Source organism: Rhizobium sp. TBD182, from assembly GCF_001950375.1.
Classification (GTDB): domain Bacteria; phylum Pseudomonadota; class Alphaproteobacteria; order Rhizobiales; family Rhizobiaceae; genus Agrobacterium; species Agrobacterium tumefaciens.
On the sequence record NZ_BDLN01000004.1, the window covers coordinates 206,252 to 230,073 of the forward strand.

Consider the following 23,822-nt stretch of genomic DNA (forward strand, 5'->3'; position numbering starts at 1 on the left):
CAAGGACCAGACCGGCAGCACCATTGCGCCGATGTTCTTCCTTGCCTTCTGCCTTGCGCTGGCAGGTGTGCTCGTCATCATCGCGGCGAGAAAAATGGGCAATCAGGCCGAGGCCGCCTGATCTGCAAGATTGCGAAGCGCAGGTATAATTTCCGAACCGCCGCATATGTAAAAAATCATGGCCCGGATATGTCCGGGCCATGATCCATTTAAACGGTAACCGATGAAATTCTCTTCGAGAGAAATTACGCCGTGAACCAATCGCTGCCGGTCAGGTGAACGCCGGAGAGAATGATCTTCTCACCCTTGTGCTCGCCAGTAACGTTGTAGCTGAGGACGGTATCGTTATCAAAGGTCGAAACCGCCCAGTTATCGATCACTGTACCGACCAGCTTGAGCTTGTCCATGGAGGCGTTGAAGCCTTCGATGGTATCTGTGGCAAAGCTCTTCGCCATGTCACCCAGATTGAAGACGAAGGTATCGGCGCCACCGCTTGCGATGATGTGGTCGATGCCCTTGCCACCGGTGACCAGCGACGAAGCGAGCTTTACACCGCTCAGGTCGATAGAGTCGTTACCCGCACCGGCATCGATTTTGACGGAGGTGTAGCTGCCGTCGGTGACACCAGCACCACCATTCACAGCGCCGGTATTGGCGGCAAGACCGCCCGTGCCCGCAGCCGACGTGTCATTGAAGGCAGCGCCGGCCTTGACGGTGATCGTGTCGTTGCCTGCGCCGGTGTCGATGTTGAAATTGTTGACCCAGGTCTTTTCGTTCGAAACGACAGATACGGTAACCGTGTCGTTGCCTGCGCCGGTCGTGATGTTACCGCGCTTGGCATTGAGAACTTCAACGGTGGACGAACCGGTGCCGCCGAGGTGAACGTCTACCTGTACGAAATCCTTGAACTTAAGGTTTTCAGAGGTGTCAGACTGGGCGAGAGCGTTCTTCACCGAATTCCATGCCGAGGATACGTCAAATGTGAAGCCGTTTGCGTTGGGGTCGTAGCCGACATCGACAGTGCCACCAGCACCGGTACCGGCAACCGCCACAGCGCCAACGCTGACAGCGCCTGAATCGAGCGTAGAGCCGTTTTTGACCTGTGCTGTGGATTCCGTGAGAAGCTTATATGCTTCCTGATCGATCAGGCTGGTGAGCGACGAAACCGATGCCGCGCCGCCATTACCAAAAGTTACTTTTAACGCCATTTTACTCTCCTATAAATTTTTGAGAATTCGATGTATCGAAATTAAATTTAATAAATATTGCGGGTGATAATTAGTACATTATAAATGGCAAGACAATATGAGAAATTGTTTTTTTTTGGAAAAATTCTCGCTCTTGGTGTATTTGCGAATCGTTTCTAAGAAAGCATGTAATGAAAGTCTTTTATTCCTGCAGGAACGTCTTTCTAAGCCTGTCCTGGAACGGTTTGACAAAATAGGAAAGAACGCTTCTTTCGCTTGTCTGTATGAAGACTTCGGCCGGCATGCCCGGATACAACCGTCCACCTGGTATATGGTCCATTCCAGTTTTGCTCGGCTTGATGCGCAGTGCGTAAAATGACGCACCGCTTCGGGAATCTGTCTGCAAGTCCGGGGCGACGACTGCGACTTCAGCGCTTACATCCGGCGTCGTGCTCTGATTGAAAGCCGTGAAGCGAATGGTCACTGGCTGCCCGACATAGATCTGGTCTATGTCGTTTGGAAGAACATTGGCGTCGATTGCAAGATCTTCCTTTGCCGGCACCACCAGCATAAGCACTTCGCCCGGCTGGATGACGCCGTTTATGTTGTGTACCGACAGCTGGTAGATACGCCCCGCAATCGGCGAGCGAATATCGAGGCGGTCGAGCTGGTCGCGTGTTGCCGCAAGCCGTTCCTCGTATTCCGCAACGGTGGCTTCGATTGAGGTCAGATCTTTAGTGACCTCGGACTTGCGGTCCTCGTCAAGCTGAAGCGACTGCAAGTCCATTTCGCTCAGCTTGCCTACCGTCTGCGCACGCGCGGCCATATACTGGCCCTGCTGACCTTCGAGATTGGAAAGCTGCCGCTTGAGAAGGTTGAGGCGCTGAAGCGTTACAAGCCCCTTGGCATACAGCTCCCGTGTCTTTGAGACGTCTTCCCTTACGATAGCAAGTTCATTGTTGGTCGCCTCAATCTGCACGTCCATGCCCCGCGCTTCATCGGCTAGCTGATCCTTGCGCGTTACCAATTGCTTCTTCATGCCGATCAGTGCACTGCGACGGCTGTTGAAAAGGTTCTGCTCACTGTCGATGAATGTTTTGGCAGCTTTCGAATTGGTCAAGACGGCCAGATCTTCCGGCGTTATGAAAGAGGTGGCGTCGGAGATTTCGGCACGCAGACGCGCACGGCGTGCATAAAGCTGCGCGAGCGTATTTTCGACAATGGACAGGTTTGCCTGAACGATCGTGCCACTCAGCCGCAGCAAAACCTGACCGGCCTCCACCGTGTCACCTTCCGCAACATTGATCTGGCTGACGATACCGCCGGAAAGGTGCTGAATTTTCTTGGAGTTGCCTTCGACAACGACCCGGCCCGTGGCGACGACCGCCCCCGAAAGCTTCGCGAGAGCCGCCCAGCCACCCAGGCCGAAAAGAAGGCCGGCAGCAAGAACGACTACGGCGGTTGAGTGTTTGACGATAGATGTTTTCGTCACGCCGGTTTTTTCTCCCTCAACCATTTTCACCCACCCGGCTTTCCAGCTTACGTACTTCTTCTTCTGTTTCCGGCACCTGGCGAATATTTTGACGCAGGATTTGCGCAAGCACCTCTTCCTTGGTGCCGAAGCGAAGCATGCGGCCGTTGCTCATCACCATCACGAGATTGACGCTTTCGATGGCGCTCGGGCGATGGGCAATGACGACCACGATGCCGCCTCGCGCCCTTATGTCGCCAATGGCGTTGCGCAAGGCTGCCTCGCCTTCGCTGTCCAGATTGGAGTTCGGCTCATCGAGGATGACAAAGAATGGCTCCCCGAAAAGCGCCCGCGCCAGGCCGATGCGCTGTTTTTGCCCGCCTGACAATGCCTCTCCTCGGTCGCCGATATAGGTGTCGTAACCGTTGGGCAGGTTCAGGATGAGATCATGAACTTGAGCGGCCTTGGCTGCCGAAACGATGGCTTCCGCCGTTGCGTCACGGTCGAAGCGCGCGATATTTTGCGCGACCGTGCCTGGCATCAGCTCCACCTGCTGGGGCATGTATCCGATGGATTTACCGAGAACCTCGAAATCCCACTGGTTCAGTGCGGCCCCATCGAAGCGCACGGAGCCGCGCTCATAGGGCCAGATACCGGTTATCAAACGTGCCAGCGTGGATTTACCGGAAGCGCTCGGCCCAATGATGCCAAGGCCATCGCCCGCGTTCAACGTGAAGGAAATATCGGCCACGGTATCTCGCGCACCATTGGGCGGACCGCCGGTCACGCGATCGATGGCAACGGTATATTTCGGTGGCGGCAGGGAAAGCGGCTGTGCTGGTTCCGGTACGAGTTCGAGAAACTCGTTGATGCGTTTCCAGCCCTGTCTCGCAGTCATGAAGCTGCGCCAATTTGCAATTGCGTGTTCGACAGGGCCCAGCGCTTTGGCCGAGAGGATGGAGCCTGCGATGATGCTACCCGCTGACGCATGCCCCTCGATAACCAGCAGGGCGCCGATTGCCATCACACCCGACTGTAACAAAAGGCGGAATGTTCGGGAAATCGCGGCGAGCATGCCCGCCGTGTCCGACGTCGAGAGTGTGACGGCGCGGTAATTGGAGTGCAGATCGTCCCACATCGACGTCACCGCATTCATCATGCCCATGGTTCTTATGGACTCGATGTTGCGCTGGCTGCTGCCGACGAGTGCATTTCTCTGTCCGCGCACGGTGTAGGCCTGTTTGGTCGCCCTTTCGGTCAGCCAGTTGGTTACGAGCGTCAGCACGACAAGGACCAGGGCGCCGCCAAGCACGGCAAAACCGATCCAGGGATGCAAGGCAAAACAGATCAGCAGATAGATGGGCAGCCAGGGAATATCAAAGAAAGCTGCTGGTCCCGGCCCGGACAGGAATTGACGTATCTGATCGAGATCGCCGACGATCTGCAGCCCGTCTACCTTGCCGTAGGCGGCAAGTGGTGCGCTGATTGATGCCCTGAAGAGCTTCTGATTGAGCTCGTCGTCCATATTGTCCGAGATGCGAGCCAATATCCTGCCGCGCAGAGCATCGAACCCGACGAGAAAGGCATAGAGAATAACCAGCAGAACAACGAGAGCGACCAGAGAAGGAATACTCTTGCTCGGCAGAATCCGGTCATAAACCTCCAGCATGAAAAGGGAGCCGGAAAGGTTGAGAATATTCATGAGTGCGCTGGCAAGGCCGACAGCTAAGAAAGCGCGCTTATTTTTTGTTAAAAAAGAATTAAAAAAAAACATATCAACACCTAAAACTGCGCGAAAATTGCACAATAAGTGAAACTAGGCAATGCTATTAGAGAATGTTCTAAATAAATTAGGCAAAGAGATAAGTAGCAATACGACTTTGATCTTGATCTGTCGATACGGAGATGGGGTCGAAGGCTGGACGTGACGCTATGTCGCCCACCAGAGTGTTATGGCGCATCGATGCAACAAAAAAGGCGGTCCAAAGACCGCCTTCTCCGTAAATCCATCAAAATGGAAATCTTATTCCGCTGCAGTTTCCGCAGCCTTTGCTGCTTCTTCCGCTGCCTTGGCTTCTGCTGCTTCGGCTGCTGCCTTTTCGGCGGCGAGAGCCTGTGCTGCTGCTACCTTTTCAGCTTCCAGACGTGCCTTTTCTTCGGCGACTGCCTGGCGCTCGGATTCGTTCAGCTTGCGGGCGCGCGTACCGGTGTTTTCAACGATACGGGCAGCCTTGCCGCGACGATCGCGCAGGTAGTAGAGCTTCGCGCGGCGAACCTTACCACGGCGAACGATTTCAACGCCTTCGACCAGCGGGGAGTAGATCGGGAATACGCGCTCGACGCCTTCGCCGTAGGAGATCTTGCGAACGGTGAAGCTCTCGGAAAGGCCGCCGCCGGAACGGGCGATGCAAACGCCTTCGTAAGCCTGAACGCGGGTACGGTTACCTTCGGTAACGCGCACGTTGACGCGCAGCGTGTCGCCCGGAGAAAACTCAGGCAGGGTGCGCTTTGCTTCGATCTTGGCAGCCTGTTCGGCTTCCAGCTGCTGAATGATATTGGTCATGTTAACCTCTGATTTCTTCTGAAACAGCCAGAGCGCTCAACGTTTCGTCTGTCGGTCAATGCCTTCAGACCATGCCGTGCGGCAGGAGCGGGTTCGCCATTCTTTGCTTGCGGTTAAAGGGGAAAACCCCAATTCCACGCGGGCACATACACGAGGCAGCGCCATTTGTCATCCCTTCATGACAATATTTTATCAATTGTGGGCGACGTACGGGCTGTTGCGAAGGTGCGTTTCCCCGGTTATGGCATGAAAACCTTGGGAGGGGCCATGTCCGTACTTATTATCATGATGCTGTTTGCGACCGGCTTTCTATCTGGCGTGGTCAATGCGATCGCCGGTGGCGGCACCTTTTTGACCTTCGGGGCGATGACGCTTGCAGGCCTGCCGCCGATTGTCGCCAATGCCACGTCGGCGATCGTGCAGTTTCCCGGTTACATCACCTCCGTGATCGCCTACGGGCCTGAAATCCGCGCCCACTGGCGCGAGGCGATCCTCCTGTCGGCCGTCTCCATCGTCGGCGCGCTGGCGGGGTCGCTTTTGCTCCTGTCGCTCGACAACCCCTCCTTCCGCCAGCTTGTGCCGTGGTTGCTTATGGCCGCAACCGTTGTTTTCGCCGCTGGCCCGTGGCTGCGACCGAAGGCCAGTGCCGAGCGTTCACCCGGTAATGTGCCGAGCCTCTTCTTTCAGGGGCTCGCCTCCATCTATGGTGGTTTTTTCGGGGCGGGCATGGGCATCATGATGCTGGCCATCCTCGGAATGACCTCGGGTGGCAGCTATCATCATCTGAATGCCGTGAAGAACCTGCTCTCGGTGGTGATCGCGATCATCGCCATTACGATCTTCGTCAGCGGCGGCGTCGTTTCCTGGTGGGCCGCCCTCATCATGTTCCCGGCGGCCGCGCTTGGCGGATATGTGGGGGTGCACACGGCAAGGCGGGTGCCGCAGTGGATCATCCGCTGGCTGGTCATTGCCGTCGGGCTGGTGCTGACGGCCTATTATTTCTTCTCGGTTTAAACCTTGGCCTTTTCCAGCAGGTCGGGCCGTCTTTCCTTCGTCAACGCCAGCGCCTGCTCGTGCCGCCATTTGTCGATGACGGCGTGATTGCCAGAGGTGAGAACGGCTGGGATGTCGCGGCCTTCCCAGACCTGCGGACGGGTGTAGTGCGGATGCTCCAGAAGCCCACCCTCGAAGCTCTCATGCACGCCTGAGAGATCGTTGCCCATGACGCCCGGCAGAATGCGGACAATGGCGTCCAGAAGCGTCAGGGCGGCGGGCTCGCCGCCGGAGAGAATGTAATCGCCGATCGACACTTCCTCCAACCCGCGCGCCTCTATGACCCGCTGGTCGACGCCTTCGAAGCGTCCGCACACGATAATCGCGCCGTCGCCTGCCGCCAGTTCGCGCACTCGGTCCTGCGACAGTGGCTTGCCGCGCGGGCTCATCAGCAGACGCGGTCGCGTATCTCCATCTGAAACATGGTCGATGGCTGCGGCCAGAATGTCGGGTTTCAGCACCATGCCGGCGCCGCCGCCTGCCGGGGTGTCGTCCACGCTTCTGTGCCTGTCGGTGGCGAATTCACGGATCTGCACGGCCTCAAGTGACCATTGCTCGCGCTCCAGCGCCTTGCCCGCCAGCGAATATCCGAGATGCCCGGGAAACATTTCCGGGTAGAGGGTCAGAACTGTAGCCTTGAACGTCATGGCCTTATTTCTTGCCGAAAGGCGATGCGCCGGTTTCGTCTTTGTCGTCCGGATTGTCGATCAGGCCAGCGGCCATGGGATCGATGAGAATGCGTCTCGCCTCCAGATCGATTTCAAGCACGGCTGCTTCCGAAAAGGGGATGAGGGCGGGACGGCGGCCCGCACCTTTCAGCTCCAGGAGATCGCCTGCGCCGAAATCGTAAACGGCGCTGACGGCGCCATAGCTTTTGCCTTCGGCATCGACGGCTTCCAGCCCTTCGAGGTCGGCATAATAAAATTCGTCGTCGTCCAGCTCGTCATCCGGCAGATTGTCGCGTTCGATGAACAGTTCGAGCCCGTTCAGGCTTTCCGCCGCATTGCGGTCGTTGATACCCCTGAAGCGGACGACAACCACATTCTTGCCCTCGCGCACTTCCAGAATTTCGAAGACGCGGCCATCGGCGCTGACCAGATTGCCGTAATCCCCGAGCGCCATCGGTTCGTCCGTATAGGTGCTGACGCGGACTTCGCCGCGCAATCCCTGTGCGCCGCCGATCTTTGCCATGAGTATCGGGTTTTCCAGCTTTGCCATCGGGCCGTCCGTCTTCTGGTGTTGGTTGCGTCTGGTTTACAGCATCAGCGTGAAAATCGGAATCGATTTTCACAGGGCACGATGCGCAGATCCAACGCGTTAGAGCATAGTTCCTGACGCTCTAAAGTTTGTTGATACCAAAATAAACAAAAAACGGGCGGCATGGAAAACCACGCCACCCGTTCTCTAAAATTCTATTGCAGATTATTCTGCAGCAGAAGCTTCTGCTGCGGCAGCAGCTGCGTCTTCAGCCTTCTGCTTCTTTTCTGCAACGCGTTCCAGAGCGCGCTTGCCCGGCAATGCCTTTTCCGGGTTGCTGCGAGCGGCGCGATCGGCAAGGCCTGCCTCTGCGAGGAAGCGCAGAACGCGGTCGGTCGGCTGTGCGCCCTTGGCGATCCATTCCTTGATGAGGTCAGCCTTCAGCTCAATGCGCTGCGGGTTGTCCTTGGCGAGCATCGGGTTCCAGGAACCGACCTTCTCGAGGAAACGGCCGTCGCGGGGCGAACGGGCGTCAGCAACGACGATCTGGTAGTACGGGCGCTTCTTGGAACCACCGCGTGCGAGACGAATTTTAAGTGCCATGTTATTTACTCCTTGAGATAGCTTGTCCGCCGGTTAGGCGGTCTTTTCATTACCGCCATGTTCGGCGGCTATTGCTTCATGATGCCGGATGACTTCCTTGATGACGAAGTTTAGAAACTTCTCGGCGAAATCCGGATCCAGATTGGCATCCTTTGCCAGACGGCGAAGGCGTTCGATCTGGTATTCCTCGCGCGCCGGGTCCGCCGGCGGCAAATTGTATTTTGCCTTCAGCACGCCCACCGCCTTGGTACAGCGGAAACGTTCGGCAAGAATGTGAACCAGTGCGGCATCGATATTGTCGATCGACTGGCGGTATTCGGAAAGCTGGGCTTTCACTTCTGCGTTGTTCACTGGCGTCGCCCTCACTTCTTTTTCGGGAAGCCGGGCAGGCCCGGCATGCCGCCAAGACCCGGCAGCTTTGTCCCGCCCAGACCGGGTAGCCCGCCGGGCAGACCACCGAGACCGGGCATTGCGCCCGGCTTGCCAAGACCGGCAGCTTCAGCCTGTTTTTGAAGCGCTTCGAGCTGCTTCGGGTCGATGTTCGACAGATCAGGCATGCCGCCGCCCATCATGCCACCAAGCCCCATCTTGCCCGCAAGGCCGCCCATCATCTGCTTCATGATGCCGCCCTTGCCCTTGCCGCCCATGGCTTTCATCATGTCGGCCATGCCACGGTGCATCTTCAAGAGCTTGTTGATTTCGGCGGCATCGGTGCCGGAACCGGCGGCGATGCGCTTTTTGCGGCTGTGTTTGAGGATATCGGGATTGGCGCGTTCGGCCTTGGTCATCGACGAGATGATGGCGATCTGGCGGTCGAACATCTTGTCGTTGAGGCCTGCGGAAGCCATCTTGTCCTTCATGCCGGCCATGCCGGGCATCAGCCCCATGATACCGCCCATGCCACCCATCTTCTTCATCTGGGCAAGCTGGTCGGAGAGATCGTTGAGGTCGAACTTGCCCTTGGCCATCTTTTCGGCCATGGCGCGGGCTTTTTCCGCATCGATGTTTTCGGCGGCCTTCTCGACCAGCGAGACAATGTCGCCCATGCCGAGAATACGGTCGGCGATACGGCGCGGATGGAACTCGTCGAGTTCGTTCATGCGCTCGCCGATACCGATCAGCTTGATCGGCTTGCCGGTGACGGCGCGCATGGAGAGGGCCGCACCACCGCGCCCGTCGCCATCCATACGGGTGAGCACGAGACCGGTGATGCCGACGCGCTCATCGAAATTGCGCGCCAGATTGACGGCGTCCTGACCGGTCAGCGAATCCGCGACCAGCAGGATTTCATGCGGGTTGGACTTCTTCTTGATGTCGGCCATTTCCAGCATCAAGGGTTCGTCGATATGGGTGCGGCCGGCGGTGTCGAGAATGACGACGTCATGGCCGCCGAGCTTGGCGGCCTGCACGGCGCGTGCGGCGATATCTGTCGGCGACTGGCCGGCGATGACCGGCAGCGTATCGACACCGGTCTGCACGCCCAGCTGGCGAAGCTGTTCCTGTGCGGCCGGACGACGCGTGTCGAGAGATGCCATCAGCACCTTCTTCTTGTCGCGGTCGGTCAGGCGCTTGGCGATCTTGCCTGTGGTCGTGGTCTTGCCCGAACCCTGCAGACCCACCATCATGATGACGACGGGGGCGGCCGCATGCAGGTCGATTGAGACGCCTTCGGTGCCGAGCATCTCGACAAGTTCGTCATGCACGATCTTGACGACCATTTGGCCGGGCTTGATGGATTTCAGAACGGCTGCGCCGACAGCCTTTTCACGCACCTTGTCGGTGAAGGAACGCACGACTTCCAGCGCGACGTCCGCTTCCAGAAGCGCACGGCGAACCTCGCGCAGGGCGGCGGCAACATCGGCTTCCGTCAGCGCGCCACGGCCGGTCAGTCCATTCAGAATGGAACCAAGGCGGTCCTGGAGGTTTTCAAACATCGTTTCTTCCTTCTTCGTTCCGGGATCTCCGAAACGTCGGTGCTTTCGCTGCCAAAAACAAGACGCAAAGCCAAAAAGCACCCGAGGGCGCATCGCGCTGTCGGGTGTTGACCTCCGGGATCTCTTTATACCTTTGCGGGTCCCGGTCGGCGGCTTGGAGTCGTGAAACTGCCAGCTGATTGGCCGCGATAAACAGGAAAGTGCCGTGAAAGTCAAGACAGTGCCGGTTTTCATGCGGCAAAGCATGCCTTGTCATCTTTACGTGATCAGACGAAAGCTGCGATGGCGGTGCTTGAACGGCGTCGCCTGGCTTCTTATACCTTTCCCATGAAACGTCGAAACTTCTTTCGTTTTTCCGCACTTGGTCTGCTTGCTCTTGCGGGCGGCGGCCTGTTTGCGCGCCGCTCTAACGCCAGCGCCTATTATAGTGGGCCGGTCTCCGATCATTTCGACGGGGTGCGTTTCTTCAATCCGGGCGGCTCGCCGCCCGGCAATTTCATGGGCCTCCTGAAATGGCGCTTCAACGGCGAGCGCGCCACGTGGCCGGAAAACTATCCCAGCCCGTTTCCGTTCGCAAAGCCGGAGCCCCGCATCGACGGCAAGGACATTCGCGTCACCTTCGTCGGTCACGCCTCGTTTCTCATCCAGACGGCAGGGCTGAATATTCTCATCGATCCGGTGTGGTCGCAGCGTACCAGCCCGTTCAGCTTCGCCGGTCCCAAACGCGTCAACCCGCCGGGCATCCGTTTTGAGGATTTGCCGCCTATCGATCTGGTGCTGGTGACGCATAATCACTACGACCATCTGGATATGGAAACGCTGAAGCGCCTGCATGTGGCGCACAAGCCGCTTTTCATCACGCCGCTTGGCAATGACGCCATCATCCGCACCGGCGTCGAGGCAGCGCGCATCAAGGTGGGGGACTGGGGCGATGTCCTTGAGATTGGTTCGGTCAAAATTCATTTCGAGCCGTGCCACCATTGGTCGGCGCGTGGGCTGAATGACCGGCGCATGGCGCTGTGGGCGGCCTTCGTCATCGAAACGCCTTATGGCAAGATTTATCATATCGGCGATACCGGCTTCCACGACGGCCTCAATTATCACGCCGCGCGCAAGAAACACGGTGAGTTCCGTCTCGCCAACCTGCCTTTCGGCGCCTATGAGCCGCGCTGGTTCATGAAGGGCCAGCACCAGAACCCTGCTGAAGCCGTGGAAGGCATGAAGATCTGCGGTGCGGCACATGTCTGCGGCCATCATTGGGGCACTGTGCAACTGACCGATGAAGCGGTCGAAGCTCCTCTTGTCGCGCTGAAGGCAGCGCTTGCAGAGCAGGGGATAGACCAGAGCCGCTTCCAGCCCATGCGGCCCGGCGAAGTCTTCGACGTACCTTCCGCCTGAGCGGCTCAGCGGTTTGCGCCGCAACAGTCTGGTAATTTGCCGTCCTTTCCGCCATATAGAGCGAAAGTGCGGGCAAAGCCCGTCTTTATTCCGGTTTCAGGTAGTTTTCAGGTTCAGTACGATGGCGGATACGGTCGAATTTGCGAAGATGAACGGGCTTGGCAACAAGATCCTCGTTGTCGACATGCGCGGCCGCAGGGATATGGTGACGCCTGCGGCGGCCATTGCGCTCAATGCCGATCCCGCCACGCAGTTCGATCAGATCATGGCGATCCACGATCCGCGTGTCGGCGGCACCGATGCATTCATCGATATCCTCAATTGCGACGGCACGAAGGCGCAGGCCTGCGGCAACGGCACGCGCTGCGTGGTGCAGGCACTGTCTTCTGAAACCGGCAAGACCACCTTCACCTTCCAGACGGTGGCGGGCATCCTGAACGCCGTTGAGCATGAAGACGGCATGATTTCCGTTGATATGGGCCTGCCGCGTTTTCGCTGGAGCGACATTCCGCTTTCTGAAGAGTTCCACGATACCAGCCGCATCGAGTTGCAGATCGGGCCGATCGACGCGCCAATTCTGCATTCGCCCGCCGTCATGTCCATGGGAAACCCGCACGCCATTTTCTGGGTGGATCGCGATCCGATGGAGTTCGATCTGGAACGCTTCGGCCCGCTTCTGGAAAACCACCCGATGTTCCCTGAAAAGGCCAATATCACGCTGGCGCAGGTTATTTCCGACAGTGCGCTTCGCACACGCACCTGGGAGCGCGGCGCCGGGCTGACGCTCGCCTGCGGTTCTGCCGCATGTGCCGCTGCCGTTTCCGCTGCGCGCACCGGCCGCACGGGCAGGAAGGTCACCATCGATGTCGCCTCCAGCCCCGTGCGTGTGCCGCTCACAATTGAGTGGCGCGAGGACAACCACGTCATCATGACGGGGCCGGCCGAGTGGGAATGGTCCGGCATGGTCGATCCCATCAACGGCGCCTGGTCGCGCGATGCCGTGGCTGAGCAGGGGGCCATATGAGCGGCGTCGAGGTCATAACCTTCGGCTGCCGTCTCAATACCTATGAATCGGAAGTGATGCGGGCGGAGGCCGAAAAGGCCGGGCTCAACAATGCCGTCTTGGTCAATACCTGCGCGGTGACGGGCGAGGCGGTGCGCCAGGCGCGCCAGGCCATCCGTCGGGCAAGGCGCGACAATCCGCATGCGCGCATCATCGTGACCGGCTGTGCTGCCCAGACTGAAAAACAGACCTTTGCCGAGATGCCCGAAGTGGATGCGGTGCTGGGCAATGAGGAAAAGCTGAAAAGCGCCTCCTATCGCGCACTGCCGGATTTCGGCGTTTCGGCGGAAGAAAAGCTGCGCGTCAACGACATCATGAGCATCAAGGCGACGGCGCCGCAGATGGTCAAGCACATTGACGGGCATGTCCGTGCCTTCATTCAAGTGCAGAACGGCTGCGATCATCGCTGTACCTTCTGCATCATTCCCTATGGGCGGGGCAATTCCCGCTCCGTGCCGATGGGCGCTGTGGTGGAGCAGGCGCGCAGGCTGGTGGAAAGCGGTTATTGCGAAATCGTCCTGACCGGGGTGGATGCTACCAGCTACGGTGCCGACCTGCCGGGCGAACCTTCGCTAGGGCTTCTTGCCAAAACATTGCTGAAGCAGGTGCCGGAAATCTTGAGACTTCGGCTATCCTCGATCGACAGCATCGAGGCTGACCACCATCTGATGGATCTGATTGCCGGTGAGGCGCGTTTCATGCCGCATCTTCACCTGTCCCTCCAGCATGGCGACGACATGATCCTGAAACGCATGAAACGCCGTCATTTGCGGGCCGATGCCATCCGTTTCTGTCACGAGGTGCGGTCCCTCCGGCCGGATATCGCATTCGGTGCTGATATGATCGCCGGTTTTCCGACCGAGAGCGAAGAGATGTTCGAAAACGCCGCGACGCTTGCGGAAGAATGCGGCATTTCCAGCCTGCACGTATTTCCCTACAGCCCGCGTGCCGGCACGCCGGCGGCGCGTATGCCGCAGCTCGACCGTGCGCTGGTGAAGGAGCGGGCGGCGAGGCTTCGCGAACGTGGCGAGGCACTCAGGCTCGTGCATCTGCAAAACATGGTCGGTTCGACGCAAACGATCCTCGTTGAAAACACCGGTTTTGCGCATACCGACAATTTCACGCTGGTGGCGGCGCCCGATCTTCTCCCGCGCACTCTTGCGCAGGTTGAGATTACCGGCCACAACGGCAAACATCTGAACATGAAGCTTCTCGCAGCGGACGCGGCCTGAAGCGGCACAGGAAAAGACACGGGAACGACCATGGCCCTCGGCTTCATCAAAAAAGTCTTTTCTTTCGGCAAGGACAAGGCCGGGACTGACGGCAAGCCGCAAGAGGATTCCGCGCTTGAACGCGCCAGAGAAAATGTCTCTTTCGATGAGGCGCTGAGCGAAGCCGAAGCGCATCCCATTGTCGAGAAAGACCCTGTTTCCGAACTCGAGATCGAGACGGCCGGTGGGCCCGCTCCGGATGCCGATGCGGCCCTTTCCGATGACCAGGAGGAAGAGGACGCGCCGCTTCTGCCCGGTGCCGAGCAGGCCGGAGACATCGGCGTTGTTCCGCTGTCGCTGTTGCAGGCCGAAGCCGCCGCCGAAGAACAGGCCGAGGTTTTGTCCGAAGCTGCAGATGCCGTGCTCGATGCGGATGCGATGGATGCGCTGCTCGATGAGGCGGAGGCTGCCGGTGCCGTCGAGGCCCCTGCCGTTTCGCCTATCTTGCCGAAAGGTTTTGCGTCGGCAAGCGAGCGCGAAGAGCCTGTCGCCGAAGCACCGCAGCCGAAGCTAAGCTGGTTCCAGCGCCTGCGGGCCGGGCTTGCGCGCACCTCCTCGCAACTTACCACCCAGATTTCGGCGCTGTTCACCAAGCGCAAGCTGGATGAGGATACGCTCGACGAACTGGAAGACCTTCTCATCCAGTCGGATCTGGGTGTCGAGACCGCCATGCGCATCACCGGCGCCCTGTCTTCGGAACGTTACGGCAAGGATGTCAGCGGCGAGGACGTGGCGCGCATCATGGCAGGTGAGATCACCAAGGTCCTGAAACCTGTCGCCAAGCCGCTGGAACTCGATCTTTCACACAAGCCGCATGTCATTCTCGTCGTCGGCGTGAACGGCACCGGCAAAACCACGACCATCGGCAAGCTCGCCTCCAAGCTCTCGGGCTCTGGCCTCAAGGTCATGCTCGCGGCCGGCGATACGTTCCGTGCGGCGGCAATCGAGCAGCTCAAGATCTGGGCGGATCGCACCGGCTCGCAATTCATCGGCACCAAGCTCGGTGCGGATGCCTCGGGTCTCGCTTACGACGCCTATGAGCAGGCGCGTGCGCAAAAAAGCGATGTGCTCATCATTGATACTGCCGGCCGTTTGCAGAACAAGACGGAGCTGATGGCGGAGCTGGAAAAGATCGTGCGCGTGCTCGGCAAGCTCGATCCCGATGCGCCGCATACCGTGCTTCAGACACTGGACGCCACGACCGGGCAGAACGCCTTGAACCAGGTGGAGATATTCCGCAATGTTGCGGGTGTTTCGGGCCTGATTATGACAAAATTGGATGGCACGGCGCGGGGCGGTATCCTCGTGGCCATTGCCGCCAAACACAAGCTGCCGGTGTATTTCATTGGTGTGGGTGAAGGCGTGGACGATCTGGAGCCCTTCGAGGCGGAAGATTTCGCCAAGGCCATTGCGGGAGTTTGAGTATGGATATTGAAAGCAATTCCAAGGAAAGCGAAAAGATGGTGGCGGAAATCAGCCCGCTCCTGAAATTCGTGCTCGAGCTTGGCCCGCTTATGGTGTTCTTTTTCGCCAATTCCCGCGGCGAATGGCTGGCCTCCACTTTTCCGGTACTGACGGAGTTCGGCGGGCCGATCTTCATCGCCACCGGCCTGTTCATGATCGCAACCGCAATTGCGCTTTCCGTCTCATGGATGCTGACACGCAAGCTGCCGATCATGCCGCTGATATCAGGCATTGTGGTTCTCGTGTTCGGTGCGCTGACGCTGTGGCTGCAGAACGATACCTTCATCAAGATGAAGCCAACCATCGTCAATGCGCTGTTCGGCGTCATTCTGCTGGGCGGCCTGTTTTTCGGCCAGTCGCTGCTTGGCTATGTCTTCAATTCGGCCTTCAGGCTGAACGATGAGGGCTGGCGCAAGCTGACTCTGCGCTGGGGCGTGTTCTTCCTCTTTCTCGCCGTGCTGAACGAGGTGGTCTGGCGCATGTTCTCAACCGACGCATGGGTTGCGTTCAAGGTTTGGGGCACGATGCCGATCACGATCATCTTCACCATGGCGCAAATGCCGCTCGTCATGCGTCATTCGCTCGAACCGCTGAACAAGGACGAAAAATGACAGTTGCAGAGATGCCGGCTTCCCGTCCGCGCTCGTTCAAATGGTTCGGTGTCGCCGCCGGACTTCTTCTCTTGCAGATCGTCATCCTCTATGCCATGGGCCGCATTCCCATTTGCGAATGCGGTTATGTGAAGCTGTTCGAACCCGGTGTGAACACGCCGGGCAATTCCCAGCATCTTGCCGACTGGTACACGCCCTCACACATTATCCACGGCTTCCTGTTTTACGGGCTCGCCTGGCTGCTGTTTCGCAAGAAACCCCTTTCCATGCGGCTTTCTTTTGCGGTTTTGATAGAGGCAGCGTGGGAAATTCTCGAAAACTCGCCGCTCATCATCGATCGTTACCGCACGGCGACCATGGCGCTGGGTTACACCGGCGACAGCATCCTGAACTCCGCGATGGACACCGTTTTCATGGCGCTGGGTTTCCTCTTCGCCGCCCGCGTGCCGGTGTGGCTGACGGTTGTGATCGCCATCTTCTTTGAAATCTTCACCGGCTGGCTGATCCGCGATAATCTGACGCTGAACGTAGTGATGCTTGTCTGGCCCGTCGAAGCGATCAAGCAATGGCAGAACGCGCTCCCGCCAATGTGAAGATATCTGCGCGTACGTGCGTCGGAAAGGCACGAAAACCCTGCGTTATATGCAAGTTTTCTTAAGGGCATTGCGGTAGTGTCCGGGCTTAAAGGCTCGTCTTTCCGTCCGGCAGAACACTGTGCAAGATAATTTCGCCTACCTTCTCCCCTTCATCATGCTGACATTCGGTGTGGTATTCCTGTTCCTGCAGAGGACCGGCCACGCTTCGGCGCGATATTGGGGTTTCGGATATCTTTCGGCGGCGTTTGGTTTTGCCGCACCTCTGGTGCTTGGCGGCTTGCCCTTCGAAGTACAGGCGATCGTCTCGAACCTGTTGTTTTTCTCTGCCTTTTTTCTCTACGGCCATGCGCTGCTCACCCATTTCGGACGGCCGCTTTATACAACGGCGCGACTGTCGATCGTGGCTGCGGCGGTTTTGCTGGTCTCGTTCCATGTCTTCGTCACACCGGATCTGAAACGTGAGCTGGTCATCGGTGATCTTGTCTGCGCCCTGCTGCTCGCCATCCCGGTCTGGATCGTGCGGAAGCGACCCCTGGCGCTTGCAGACAGGCTGATGGTGGCGATTGCGTCACTCGTGGTGCTCGAAACGCTGGTGCGCATCGGCATGTTGCTGGTGATGACGCCGAACGGTTCGATGATCGAACTCAGTGAATTCTTCGAATCCGATTATGCTTTCTACATGCAGCTTGCCGCGAGCATATTCGGCTTTCTGCTTGCGCTATCCGTACTTGCGAGCCAGATTTCCGTGACTGTCGACCGGCACCTGCAAGCGGCTGAGCACGATCCGCTGACCGATGTGCTGAACCGCCGTGGGTTCGACCGGCGCGTTCCCGATTTTCGCAGCGGGACACCAATAGGCGCAGTAATTGCGTGCGACATAGACCATTTTAAGCGTATCAACGATGACTATGGCCACGCCGCCGGTGATATCGTTCTCATCGGCCTTTCGGACCTTCTCAGGAAAAGCGCGCGTAGCGACGCTCTGGTGGCGCGTTTCGGTGGCGAGGAATTCGTGGTTTTCCTGCCCGGCCACACCGCCGCCGCGGCCGGTCACCTTGCCAATGCCATGCGTTTGAACCTTCTGTCGCTGGATTGGCGTAGCCGTGGCGTGTCCACCAAGGTCACGGCAAGCTTCGGCGTTTCAGCTGTCGCGAGGGGAGATCATTCAATTCACGATGCGATCAAACGCGCTGACGACAGCCTGTATGCGGCAAAGCGTGGTGGCCGCAATCAGGTCGTGCTTGAAGGAATGGGTTTGCAGGCGACAGCCGAAGGGCCGTCGCTAAGGGTGATTTCCAAGGCATAGTATCGTTCGGCGCGCGGGCTATTTTCCGGCCGCAGCGGTGATCGCCGGCAATAAATCCCGCTCGACGCTGCGGGCATCGAAGGGGCCGACCTTTTTGTAGAGGATCGTGCCGTCGGCGCCGACCAGATAGCTTTCAGGGATACCATAGACACCCCAGTCGATCGCGGCCTTGCCGTTCGGGTCGACGCCTATCGCGGCAAAGGGATTGCCGAGTTCGCCGAGAAAACGAAGCGCGTTGTCCGGTTTGTCCTTATAGTTGATGCCGACGACGGTGATGCGTTTGTCTTTCGCCAATTCCTGAAGGATGGGATGCTCCTGACGGCACGGAATGCACCAGGAGGCGAAGACGTTGACCAGCGTCAGCTTACCCTTGACGGCGGCATCGTTGAGGGCCGGCAGGTTTGAGCCTTCCAGCGGCGGCAGCGACAGTGCGGGCGCCTTGGTTCCGATGAGCGCCGATGGAATGGCGCTGATATCCAGCCCGTTGACGTCCTGATCGTAGAGCATCTTGCCGGCGATAATGGCAAAACCGCCGAAAAGCAGAAGCGGCAGAAGCGCCAGGGCATATCGTGTGCGCCCCGTGCTTTTGGCTTTGGTGTTCTGGTCCTGGCTGGCCTGCGTCATCGGGTTTCACCCGCAGAAGCGGCTTTTGCCCTGCGGCGCACGCCGGATGCTTCCAGTTCTTTCAGTTCCCGTTTGCGCGCCTGACCATCCAGAATGACCCAGGCGATGAGACAGAGGACGACAAGGCCGGTCGCCGCATAGGACATGCCGATATAAAAGGCGTGTGTCATGTTGTCATGCCTCCCGGTTTGCCATGCGGGCGGCAAGCCGCCGTTGGGCTGCCACGCGCCGGCGCCAGATTTCGTTACGCATTGCGGCGATGTGCAACGTGAAGAACAGTAGCGTGAAGCCGATCGCCATGGTCAGAAGCGGCCAGAGAAACTCCGAATCGATTGCCGAGCCGCCCATGCGGATGACGCTTGCCGGCTGGTGAAGCGTGTTCCACCATTCAACTGAAAACTTGATGATGGGAATATTCACAAAACCAACGAGGATGAGCACGGCGCTGACACGGGCGGCTCTGGAAGGGTCGTCCATGGCGCGGTTGAGCGCTATCAGGCCAAGATACATCAGAAAAAGCACGAAGACGGACGTCAGCCGCGCGTCCCATACCCACCAGGTTCCCCACATGGGTTTACCCCAGAGCGAGCCGGTAACAAGCGCAATCAGCGTGAAGGCAGCGCCTATGGGTGCGGCCGCCTTGTGGCTGACATCCGCAACCGGATGACGCCAGACGAGCGTGCCGATCGCTGAGACCGCCATGACGGTATAACACATCATCGAAAGCCAGGCGGACGGGACATGCACATACATGATGCGCACGGTATAACCCTGCTGGTAGTCGCCCTCTGTCGTGAAAGACAGATAGAGACCGGCGGCCAGCACCAGTGCCGTCAGGACCGCAAGCCAGGGCAGAATGCGTGCCGAGAGCGCCAGAAACCGCGTGGGATTGGCGAGATCGCTGAATTTGGTGATGGTGAAAGTCTGCTCGTTCATGCCGTTTGTGTAACCCGAGAATGGCTGCCCCGCAATTGATCGCCGTCAATCGTAGATCGGCAATTGCGGTTTCATCAATCCATAACATTGCGCAATGCCAAAGCGGCAAAGAAAGGACCGGTCACGGCTGAAAATAACGTGATCGCGCAGAGAATGAGGAAGGGCGGCAGAAAGGGTGCCGGATCCTGCACCGCCGCATAGGACGCGCTGACGCCGAAGATCAGAACCGGAATGGCCAATGGCAGCACCAGGATGGAGACCAGAAGGCCGCCGCGCGGCAAGGCAACGGCGACAGCGGCACCCACCGCGCCGATGAAGGTAATGGCGGGCGATCCGACAAGGAGTGTGAGCATCACCGCGCCGATCGCCACTTCGTCCATATTCATGAACAGGCCGATGAGCGGCGAGGCGATGACCAGTGGCAGACCCGTTCCCACCCAATGTGCCAGGCATTTGACGAGCACGGTCAGCACAAGCGGGTTTTCCTGCATGAGTATGAGGTCTAGCGAGCCGTCATCCCGCTCTGCCTGAAACAGCCTGTCGAGGCCGAGGAGGGTGGAGAGCAGCGCGCCGATCCAGACGATGGCCGGGCCGATGCGTGCAAGCAGATTGAGATCAGGCCCGACACCGAAGGGGATGACGGCGACAACGGTCATGAAGAACAAGACGCCGATCAGCGCGCCACCGCCGGCGCGGATGGAGAGTTTCAGGTCGCGGAGGAAGAGGGCGGTCATTGGGAGTGCTCCGTGCGTGGGTCTTCACCCCCCTCTGCCCTGCCGGGCATCTCCCCCACAGGGAGGGAGATCGATCTGCGGCAAGATTTCGCCCGTCGCGCAGTTTTCGGATGGAGCGGCGAAGGTGCCTCCTGCTGATCTTCCCCCTTGTGGGGGAGATGCCCGGCAGGGCAGAGGGGGGTATACCCCCCGCGCATAGCCCTCATGCCCAAGCCTCCACACCTGCAAAGCCCGTCATCTGCAATTCCCGCGCATTGTCGAGCCCAAGAGGCTGATGGGTCGCAGCCATGACGATGCCGCCTCTCCTCAGGTGGCTCTTGACCAGATCCGTAAACATGCCGTCCGCTGCTTTGTCGAGCGCCGCTGTCGGCTCGTCGAGAATCCACACCGGCCGCCACGCGATCAAAAGCTTTGCCATGGCAAAACGTCGCTGCTGGCCTGCGGATAGGTAACCGAAGGGCAGGTGGGTGATGCCCGCAAGGCCGACGATGTCTGCCGCCTCATCGATATCGACACCGGCGCCGCCGGCGAAGTCACCGAGAAAGTCTTTCCAGAACCGCAGATTCTCCGAAACCGTCAGTTCCGTTTTCATTGCGTTGCGATGGCCGAGGTAATGGCAGGCCTCCGATGGACGCATGTCCGCTTCTATTCCTTTGCCGGCTATCTTTACCCAGCCCTGCTCGGGGCGCAGCAGGCCGGCCACAGTGCGCAGAAGCGTGGATTTTCCCGAGCCGTTGCGGCCGGTCAGCACCAGCGCTTCGCCGTCACTTAACTTGAAGGAAATGTTCATGAATATGAAATCTTCGCCGCGTCGCACGCCAAGATTTTCCGCCGTCAAATCCATGCTGCGTTTCCGTATAAGATTTTCATCGTCTCGCATAAAAAAATCGATTTGATTTCCTGAATGGTCTGGCACGTTTCTGAGAAATTATCTATATGGGTGTCAACCACGCCAGCGGCCGGCGTGAACATCATCTTGCGCCGGACTTGACGATTGCGAGGAGCAATTTTCACGTGCGGACAGCGGAAATGGTCGTACCCGCATCCTGATGTGCATGAGTGCATAGGTGTCCGCACGCACGTGTTGGCTATCAGAGTAAGCGGGGTTTTTTATCCATGCCCAAATCACTCGACAGTTTTCATTGTCGTTCCGTCCTTACCGTTGATGGTAAGGACTACGTCTATTTCAGCCTTCCCAAGGCTGAGGCAAACGGCCTGAAGGGCGTTTCCAAGCTCCCCTATTCCATGAAAGTTCTTCTGGAAAACCTGCTTCGTTTCGAGGACGGCCAGTCCGTCACCAAGGAGCATATTTTGGCCGTTGCAGAGTGGCTGAACAATAAGGGCCTGACCGAAAACGAAATCGCTTATCGTCCCGCCCGCGTTCTCATGCAGGACTTCACCGGCGTTCCGGCTGTGGTCGATCTCGCCGCTATGCGCGATGCCATGGTGTCGCTCGGTGGCGACCCGGAAAAGATCAATCCGCTCGTTCCCGTCGACCTCGTGATCGACCACTCTGTTATCGTTGACGAATTCGGCACGCCGACTGCGTTTGCCCGAAACGTCGAGCTTGAATATGAGCGCAATGGCGAGCGTTACCGCTTCCTGAAGTGGGGCCAGCAGGCATTCAAGAACTTCCGCGTGGTTCCGCCCGGTACTGGCATCTGTCACCAGGTCAACCTCGAATATCTCGGCCAGACCGTCTGGACCAAGGAAGAGGACGGCGAAACGATCGCTTATCCGGATACCTGCGTCGGCACCGACAGCCACACCACCATGATCAACGGTCTTGGCGTTCTCGGCTGGGGCGTTGGCGGTATCGAGGCTGAAGCAGCGATGCTCGGCCAGCCTGTCTCCATGCTCCTGCCTGAGGTCATCGGCTTCAAGCTGACCGGCAAGGTGAAGGAAGGCGTGACTGCGACCGACCTCGTGCTGACCGTCGTGCAGATGCTGCGCAAGAAGGGCGTGGTTTCCAAATTCGTCGAATTCTTCGGCCCCGGCCTCGATTCGATGACGCTGGCCGACCGTGCCACCATCGGCAATATGGGTCCGGAATATGGCGCTACCTGCGGCTTCTTCCCGGTTGATGGCGAGACCATCAACTATCTGACCATGTCCGGTCGCACCAAGGACCGTATCGCGCTTGTCGAAGCCTATTCGAAGGCACAGGACATGTGGCGGACCGGCGACGGTTCCGACCTCGTCTTCACCGACACCCTTGAACTCGACCTCGGCGACGTCGTGCCATCCATGGCCGGTCCGAAGCGTCCGGAAGGCCGTCTGCCGCTCGAAACCATTGCACCGAATTTCGCGACGGCTCTCGAGAACGACTACAAGAAGCCCGGCCAACTCCACAGCCGCTATGCGGTTGAGGGCGAGGAGTTCGATCTCGGCCATGGCGATGTGGCAATTGCCGCCATCACCTCCTGCACCAACACGTCCAACCCTTCCGTTCTCATCGCTGCCGGCCTTCTCGCCCGCAACGCGGTTGCCAAGGGTCTGAAGTCCCAGCCGTGGGTGAAGACCTCGCTGGCGCCGGGGTCGCAGGTCGTTGCCGAATATCTCGACAAGTCGGGTCTGCAGAAGGATCTCGATGCGATTGGCTTCAACCTCGTTGGTTTCGGCTGCACCACCTGCATCGGCAACTCCGGCCCGCTGCCCGCACCGATCTCCAAGACGATCAACGACAAGGGCCTGATCACGGCCGGCGTTCTTTCCGGCAACCGCAACTTCGAAGGCCGTATCTCGCCCGATGTTCAGGCGAACTATCTCGCCTCGCCGCCGCTCGTCGTGGCCTACGCGCTTGCCGGCACGGTCCAGAAGGACCTGACGAAGGAGCCGATCGGCGACGACCAGAACGGCAATCCGGTCTATCTCAAGGATATCTGGCCGACCTCGCAGGAAATCCAGGAATTTATCCTGAAATACGTCACCCGCGAACTTTACGAATCGAAGTACGCTGATGTCTTCAAGGGTGACGCGAACTGGCAGGCCGTTCAGGTTCCCCCGGGCCAGACCTATGCCTGGGACGACAAGTCGACCTATGTTCAGAACCCACCTTACTTCGTGGGCATGGGCAAGACCGGTACGGGCCTTACGAACATCAAGGGCGCCCGCGTTCTCGGTCTCTTCGGCGACAAGATCACAACCGACCACATTTCCCCGGCCGGTTCGATCAAGGCTGCTTCGCCCGCCGGCGCCTATCTGACGGAGCACGGCGTGGGCGTTGCCGACTTCAACCAGTACGGTACGCGTCGCGGCAACCATGAAGTCATGATGCGCGGCACCTTCGCCAATATCCGCATCCGCAACCACATGCTCGGCCCGAACGGCAAGGAAGGTGGCTACACCATCCACTATCCGTCGAAGGAAGAGATGTCGATCTACGACGCTGCCATGAAGTACAAGGCGGAGGGCGTTCCGCTCGTCATCTTCGCCGGTGTCGAATATGGCAACGGTTCTTCCCGCGACTGGGCGGCGAAAGGCACCAACCTGCTCGGCGTCAAGGCGGTCATCGCACAGTCCTTCGAGCGTATCCACCGCTCCAATCTCGTCGGCATGGGCGTCGTTCCCTTCGTCTTCGAGGAAGGCACGACCTGGGCGAGCCTTGATCTCAAGGGTGATGAAGTCGTCGAGATCGATGGTCTCGAAGGTGAAATCAAGCCGCGTGAAAAGAAGATCGCCAAGATCACCTACAGCGACGGTTCGGTGAAGGAAGTTCCGCTTCTATGCCGCATCGATACCTTGGATGAAGTGATCTACATGAACAATGGCGGCATTCTGCAGACGGTTCTTCGCGATCTGGTTGCCTGAC

At 58.6% G+C, this 23,822-nt stretch carries 23 protein-coding genes; 9 read left to right on the forward strand and 14 right to left on the reverse strand.

Translation table 11 applies throughout. The annotated features are described in order from the left end of the window. Nucleotides 1-245 precede the first annotated feature (245 nt). The 4 genes from T18_RS15115 to rplS all read right to left on the reverse strand — a co-directional run bounded on the left by T18_RS15115 (nucleotide 246) and on the right by rplS (nucleotide 5,221). The gene (locus T18_RS15115; protein WP_003516601.1) at nucleotides 246-1,208 is read right to left on the reverse strand and encodes a hypothetical protein; all 963 of its coding nucleotides are present in this window, start codon (nucleotides 1,206-1,208) and stop codon (nucleotides 246-248) included. Between the two features lie 181 nt (nucleotides 1,209-1,389). Further along, the gene (locus tag T18_RS15120) at nucleotides 1,390-2,703 is read right to left on the reverse strand and encodes an HlyD family type I secretion periplasmic adaptor subunit (protein WP_038492447.1); all 1,314 of its coding nucleotides are present in this window, start codon (nucleotides 2,701-2,703) and stop codon (nucleotides 1,390-1,392) included. Next, complete coding sequence (locus T18_RS15125; protein ID WP_038492444.1) at nucleotides 2,696-4,432, reverse strand: type I secretion system permease/ATPase; 1,737 nt, start codon at nucleotides 4,430-4,432, stop codon at nucleotides 2,696-2,698. The genes T18_RS15120 and T18_RS15125 overlap by 8 nt, the downstream gene beginning before the upstream one ends. 249 nt (nucleotides 4,433-4,681) lie before the next feature. Next, nucleotides 4,682-5,221: a 50S ribosomal protein L19 gene (gene rplS, locus T18_RS15130; protein ID WP_003492508.1), complete on the reverse strand. Its 540-nt coding sequence runs from the start codon at nucleotides 5,219-5,221 to the stop codon at nucleotides 4,682-4,684. A gap of 267 nt (nucleotides 5,222-5,488) precedes the next feature. On the opposite strand from rplS, the gene T18_RS15135 reads away from it, so the two are divergent. Next, nucleotides 5,489-6,235, forward strand: a complete 747-nt coding sequence (locus tag T18_RS15135) for a sulfite exporter TauE/SafE family protein (protein WP_038492441.1) — start codon at nucleotides 5,489-5,491, stop codon at nucleotides 6,233-6,235. Here the strand turns inward: T18_RS15135 and trmD are convergent. The 5 genes from trmD to ffh form a co-directional block, all read right to left on the reverse strand. Further along, nucleotides 6,232-6,921: a tRNA (guanosine(37)-N1)-methyltransferase TrmD gene (gene trmD, locus T18_RS15140; protein ID WP_038492438.1), complete on the reverse strand. Its 690-nt coding sequence runs from the start codon at nucleotides 6,919-6,921 to the stop codon at nucleotides 6,232-6,234. The genes T18_RS15135 and trmD overlap by 4 nt on opposite strands. Before the next feature lie 4 nt (nucleotides 6,922-6,925). Beyond that, nucleotides 6,926-7,492 carry a ribosome maturation factor RimM gene (gene rimM, locus T18_RS15145; RefSeq protein WP_003516610.1) on the reverse strand — a complete coding sequence of 189 codons (567 nt, stop codon included), beginning with the start codon at nucleotides 7,490-7,492 and terminating at the stop codon, nucleotides 6,926-6,928. Between the two features lie 204 nt (nucleotides 7,493-7,696). After that, a complete protein-coding gene (gene rpsP / locus T18_RS15150) occupies nucleotides 7,697-8,074 on the reverse strand; it encodes a 30S ribosomal protein S16 (RefSeq protein WP_003516612.1) in 378 nt (125 codons plus the stop codon). A 33-nt stretch (nucleotides 8,075-8,107) separates the two neighbouring features. After that, on the reverse strand, nucleotides 8,108-8,425 hold the full coding sequence (locus T18_RS15155) for a chorismate mutase (RefSeq protein WP_013636924.1): 318 nt from the start codon (nucleotides 8,423-8,425) through the stop codon (nucleotides 8,108-8,110). Nucleotides 8,426-8,436: 11 nt separating this feature from the next. Then, a complete protein-coding gene (ffh, locus tag T18_RS15160; protein WP_003516616.1) occupies nucleotides 8,437-10,008 on the reverse strand; it encodes a signal recognition particle protein in 1,572 nt (523 codons plus the stop codon). Between the two features lie 282 nt (nucleotides 10,009-10,290). Here ffh and T18_RS15170 point away from each other — a divergent pair, with 282 nt between their 5' ends. The 7 genes from T18_RS15170 to T18_RS15200 all read left to right on the forward strand — a co-directional run bounded on the left by T18_RS15170 (nucleotide 10,291) and on the right by T18_RS15200 (nucleotide 17,717). After that, complete coding sequence (locus tag T18_RS15170; RefSeq protein WP_038492435.1) at nucleotides 10,291-11,406, forward strand: MBL fold metallo-hydrolase; 1,116 nt, start codon at nucleotides 10,291-10,293, stop codon at nucleotides 11,404-11,406. Nucleotides 11,407-11,527: 121 nt separating this feature from the next. Then, the gene (gene dapF / locus T18_RS15175) at nucleotides 11,528-12,430 is read left to right on the forward strand and encodes a diaminopimelate epimerase (protein ID WP_038492432.1); all 903 of its coding nucleotides are present in this window, start codon (nucleotides 11,528-11,530) and stop codon (nucleotides 12,428-12,430) included. Further along, entirely contained in the window at nucleotides 12,427-13,701 is a 1,275-nt protein-coding gene (mtaB, locus tag T18_RS15180; RefSeq protein WP_038492430.1) for a tRNA (N(6)-L-threonylcarbamoyladenosine(37)-C(2))-methylthiotransferase MtaB, read from the forward strand. Before dapF ends, mtaB begins: the two co-directional genes overlap by 4 nt. Before the next feature lie 30 nt (nucleotides 13,702-13,731). Beyond that, nucleotides 13,732-15,162: a signal recognition particle-docking protein FtsY gene (gene ftsY, locus T18_RS15185; protein WP_038492427.1), complete on the forward strand. Its 1,431-nt coding sequence runs from the start codon at nucleotides 13,732-13,734 to the stop codon at nucleotides 15,160-15,162. 2 nt (nucleotides 15,163-15,164) lie between these two features. Next, nucleotides 15,165-15,815 (forward strand): septation protein A, encoded by a 651-nt coding sequence (locus T18_RS15190; protein WP_003516625.1) that lies wholly within the window; start codon nucleotides 15,165-15,167, stop codon nucleotides 15,813-15,815. Beyond that, nucleotides 15,812-16,408: a DUF2585 domain-containing protein gene (locus T18_RS15195; RefSeq protein ID WP_003516627.1), complete on the forward strand. Its 597-nt coding sequence runs from the start codon at nucleotides 15,812-15,814 to the stop codon at nucleotides 16,406-16,408. The genes T18_RS15190 and T18_RS15195 overlap by 4 nt, the downstream gene beginning before the upstream one ends. Nucleotides 16,409-16,529: 121 nt before the next feature. Further along, complete coding sequence (locus tag T18_RS15200; protein ID WP_038492424.1) at nucleotides 16,530-17,717, forward strand: GGDEF domain-containing protein; 1,188 nt, start codon at nucleotides 16,530-16,532, stop codon at nucleotides 17,715-17,717. An 18-nt stretch (nucleotides 17,718-17,735) separates the two neighbouring features. Here the strand turns inward: T18_RS15200 and T18_RS15205 are convergent, their stop codons facing one another. From T18_RS15205 to ccmA, 5 genes are all read right to left on the reverse strand, one after another. Beyond that, entirely contained in the window at nucleotides 17,736-18,341 is a 606-nt protein-coding gene (locus T18_RS15205) for a DsbE family thiol:disulfide interchange protein (protein ID WP_013636917.1), read from the reverse strand. Then, nucleotides 18,338-18,511: a heme exporter protein CcmD gene (gene ccmD / locus T18_RS15210; protein WP_003516630.1), complete on the reverse strand. Its 174-nt coding sequence runs from the start codon at nucleotides 18,509-18,511 to the stop codon at nucleotides 18,338-18,340. The genes T18_RS15205 and ccmD overlap by 4 nt, the downstream gene beginning before the upstream one ends. Nucleotides 18,512-18,515: 4 nt before the next feature. Then, the gene (locus T18_RS15215; RefSeq protein ID WP_019566029.1) at nucleotides 18,516-19,277 is read right to left on the reverse strand and encodes a heme ABC transporter permease; all 762 of its coding nucleotides are present in this window, start codon (nucleotides 19,275-19,277) and stop codon (nucleotides 18,516-18,518) included. Nucleotides 19,278-19,351: 74 nt separating this feature from the next. After that, the gene (ccmB, locus tag T18_RS15220) at nucleotides 19,352-20,011 is read right to left on the reverse strand and encodes a heme exporter protein CcmB (protein ID WP_003516632.1); all 660 of its coding nucleotides are present in this window, start codon (nucleotides 20,009-20,011) and stop codon (nucleotides 19,352-19,354) included. Nucleotides 20,012-20,213: 202 nt separating this feature from the next. Continuing rightward, on the reverse strand, nucleotides 20,214-20,855 hold the full coding sequence (gene ccmA, locus T18_RS15230; protein ID WP_038492420.1) for a heme ABC exporter ATP-binding protein CcmA: 642 nt from the start codon (nucleotides 20,853-20,855) through the stop codon (nucleotides 20,214-20,216). Nucleotides 20,856-21,127: 272 nt separating this feature from the next. Between ccmA and acnA the strand changes: the two genes are divergently transcribed. Further along, entirely contained in the window at nucleotides 21,128-23,821 is a 2,694-nt protein-coding gene (acnA, locus tag T18_RS15235) for an aconitate hydratase AcnA (RefSeq protein ID WP_003516634.1), read from the forward strand. Nucleotide 23,822 lies beyond the last annotated feature (1 nt).

Bases quoted from the DNA above. Each gene is read 5' to 3' on its own strand.
- T18_RS15115 (WP_003516601.1), bottom strand. From the start codon at position 1,208: ATGGCGTTAAAAGTAACTTTTGGTAATGGCGGCGCGGCATCGGTTTCG.
- T18_RS15120 (WP_038492447.1), bottom strand. From the start codon at position 2,703: ATGGTTGAGGGAGAAAAAACCGGCGTGACGAAAACATCTATCGTCAAA.
- T18_RS15125 (WP_038492444.1), bottom strand. From the start codon at position 4,432: ATGTTTTTTTTTAATTCTTTTTTAACAAAAAATAAGCGCGCTTTCTTA.
- rplS (WP_003492508.1), bottom strand. From the start codon at position 5,221: ATGACCAATATCATTCAGCAGCTGGAAGCCGAACAGGCTGCCAAGATC.
- T18_RS15135 (WP_038492441.1), top strand. From the start codon at position 5,489: ATGTCCGTACTTATTATCATGATGCTGTTTGCGACCGGCTTTCTATCT.
- trmD (WP_038492438.1), bottom strand. From the start codon at position 6,921: ATGACGTTCAAGGCTACAGTTCTGACCCTCTACCCGGAAATGTTTCCC.
- rimM (WP_003516610.1), bottom strand. From the start codon at position 7,492: ATGGCAAAGCTGGAAAACCCGATACTCATGGCAAAGATCGGCGGCGCA.
- rpsP (WP_003516612.1), bottom strand. From the start codon at position 8,074: ATGGCACTTAAAATTCGTCTCGCACGCGGTGGTTCCAAGAAGCGCCCG.
- ffh (WP_003516616.1), bottom strand. From the start codon at position 10,008: ATGTTTGAAAACCTCCAGGACCGCCTTGGTTCCATTCTGAATGGACTG.
- T18_RS15170 (WP_038492435.1), top strand. From the start codon at position 10,291: ATGGCGGTGCTTGAACGGCGTCGCCTGGCTTCTTATACCTTTCCCATG.
- dapF (WP_038492432.1), top strand. From the start codon at position 11,528: ATGGCGGATACGGTCGAATTTGCGAAGATGAACGGGCTTGGCAACAAG.
- mtaB (WP_038492430.1), top strand. From the start codon at position 12,427: ATGAGCGGCGTCGAGGTCATAACCTTCGGCTGCCGTCTCAATACCTAT.
- ftsY (WP_038492427.1), top strand. From the start codon at position 13,732: ATGGCCCTCGGCTTCATCAAAAAAGTCTTTTCTTTCGGCAAGGACAAG.
- T18_RS15190 (WP_003516625.1), top strand. From the start codon at position 15,165: ATGGATATTGAAAGCAATTCCAAGGAAAGCGAAAAGATGGTGGCGGAA.
- T18_RS15195 (WP_003516627.1), top strand. From the start codon at position 15,812: ATGACAGTTGCAGAGATGCCGGCTTCCCGTCCGCGCTCGTTCAAATGG.
- T18_RS15205 (WP_013636917.1), bottom strand. From the start codon at position 18,341: ATGACGCAGGCCAGCCAGGACCAGAACACCAAAGCCAAAAGCACGGGG.
- ccmD (WP_003516630.1), bottom strand. From the start codon at position 18,511: ATGACACACGCCTTTTATATCGGCATGTCCTATGCGGCGACCGGCCTT.
- T18_RS15215 (WP_019566029.1), bottom strand. From the start codon at position 19,277: ATGAACGAGCAGACTTTCACCATCACCAAATTCAGCGATCTCGCCAAT.
- ccmB (WP_003516632.1), bottom strand. From the start codon at position 20,011: ATGACCGCCCTCTTCCTCCGCGACCTGAAACTCTCCATCCGCGCCGGC.
- ccmA (WP_038492420.1), bottom strand. From the start codon at position 20,855: ATGGATTTGACGGCGGAAAATCTTGGCGTGCGACGCGGCGAAGATTTC.
- acnA (WP_003516634.1), top strand. From the start codon at position 21,128: ATGCCCAAATCACTCGACAGTTTTCATTGTCGTTCCGTCCTTACCGTT.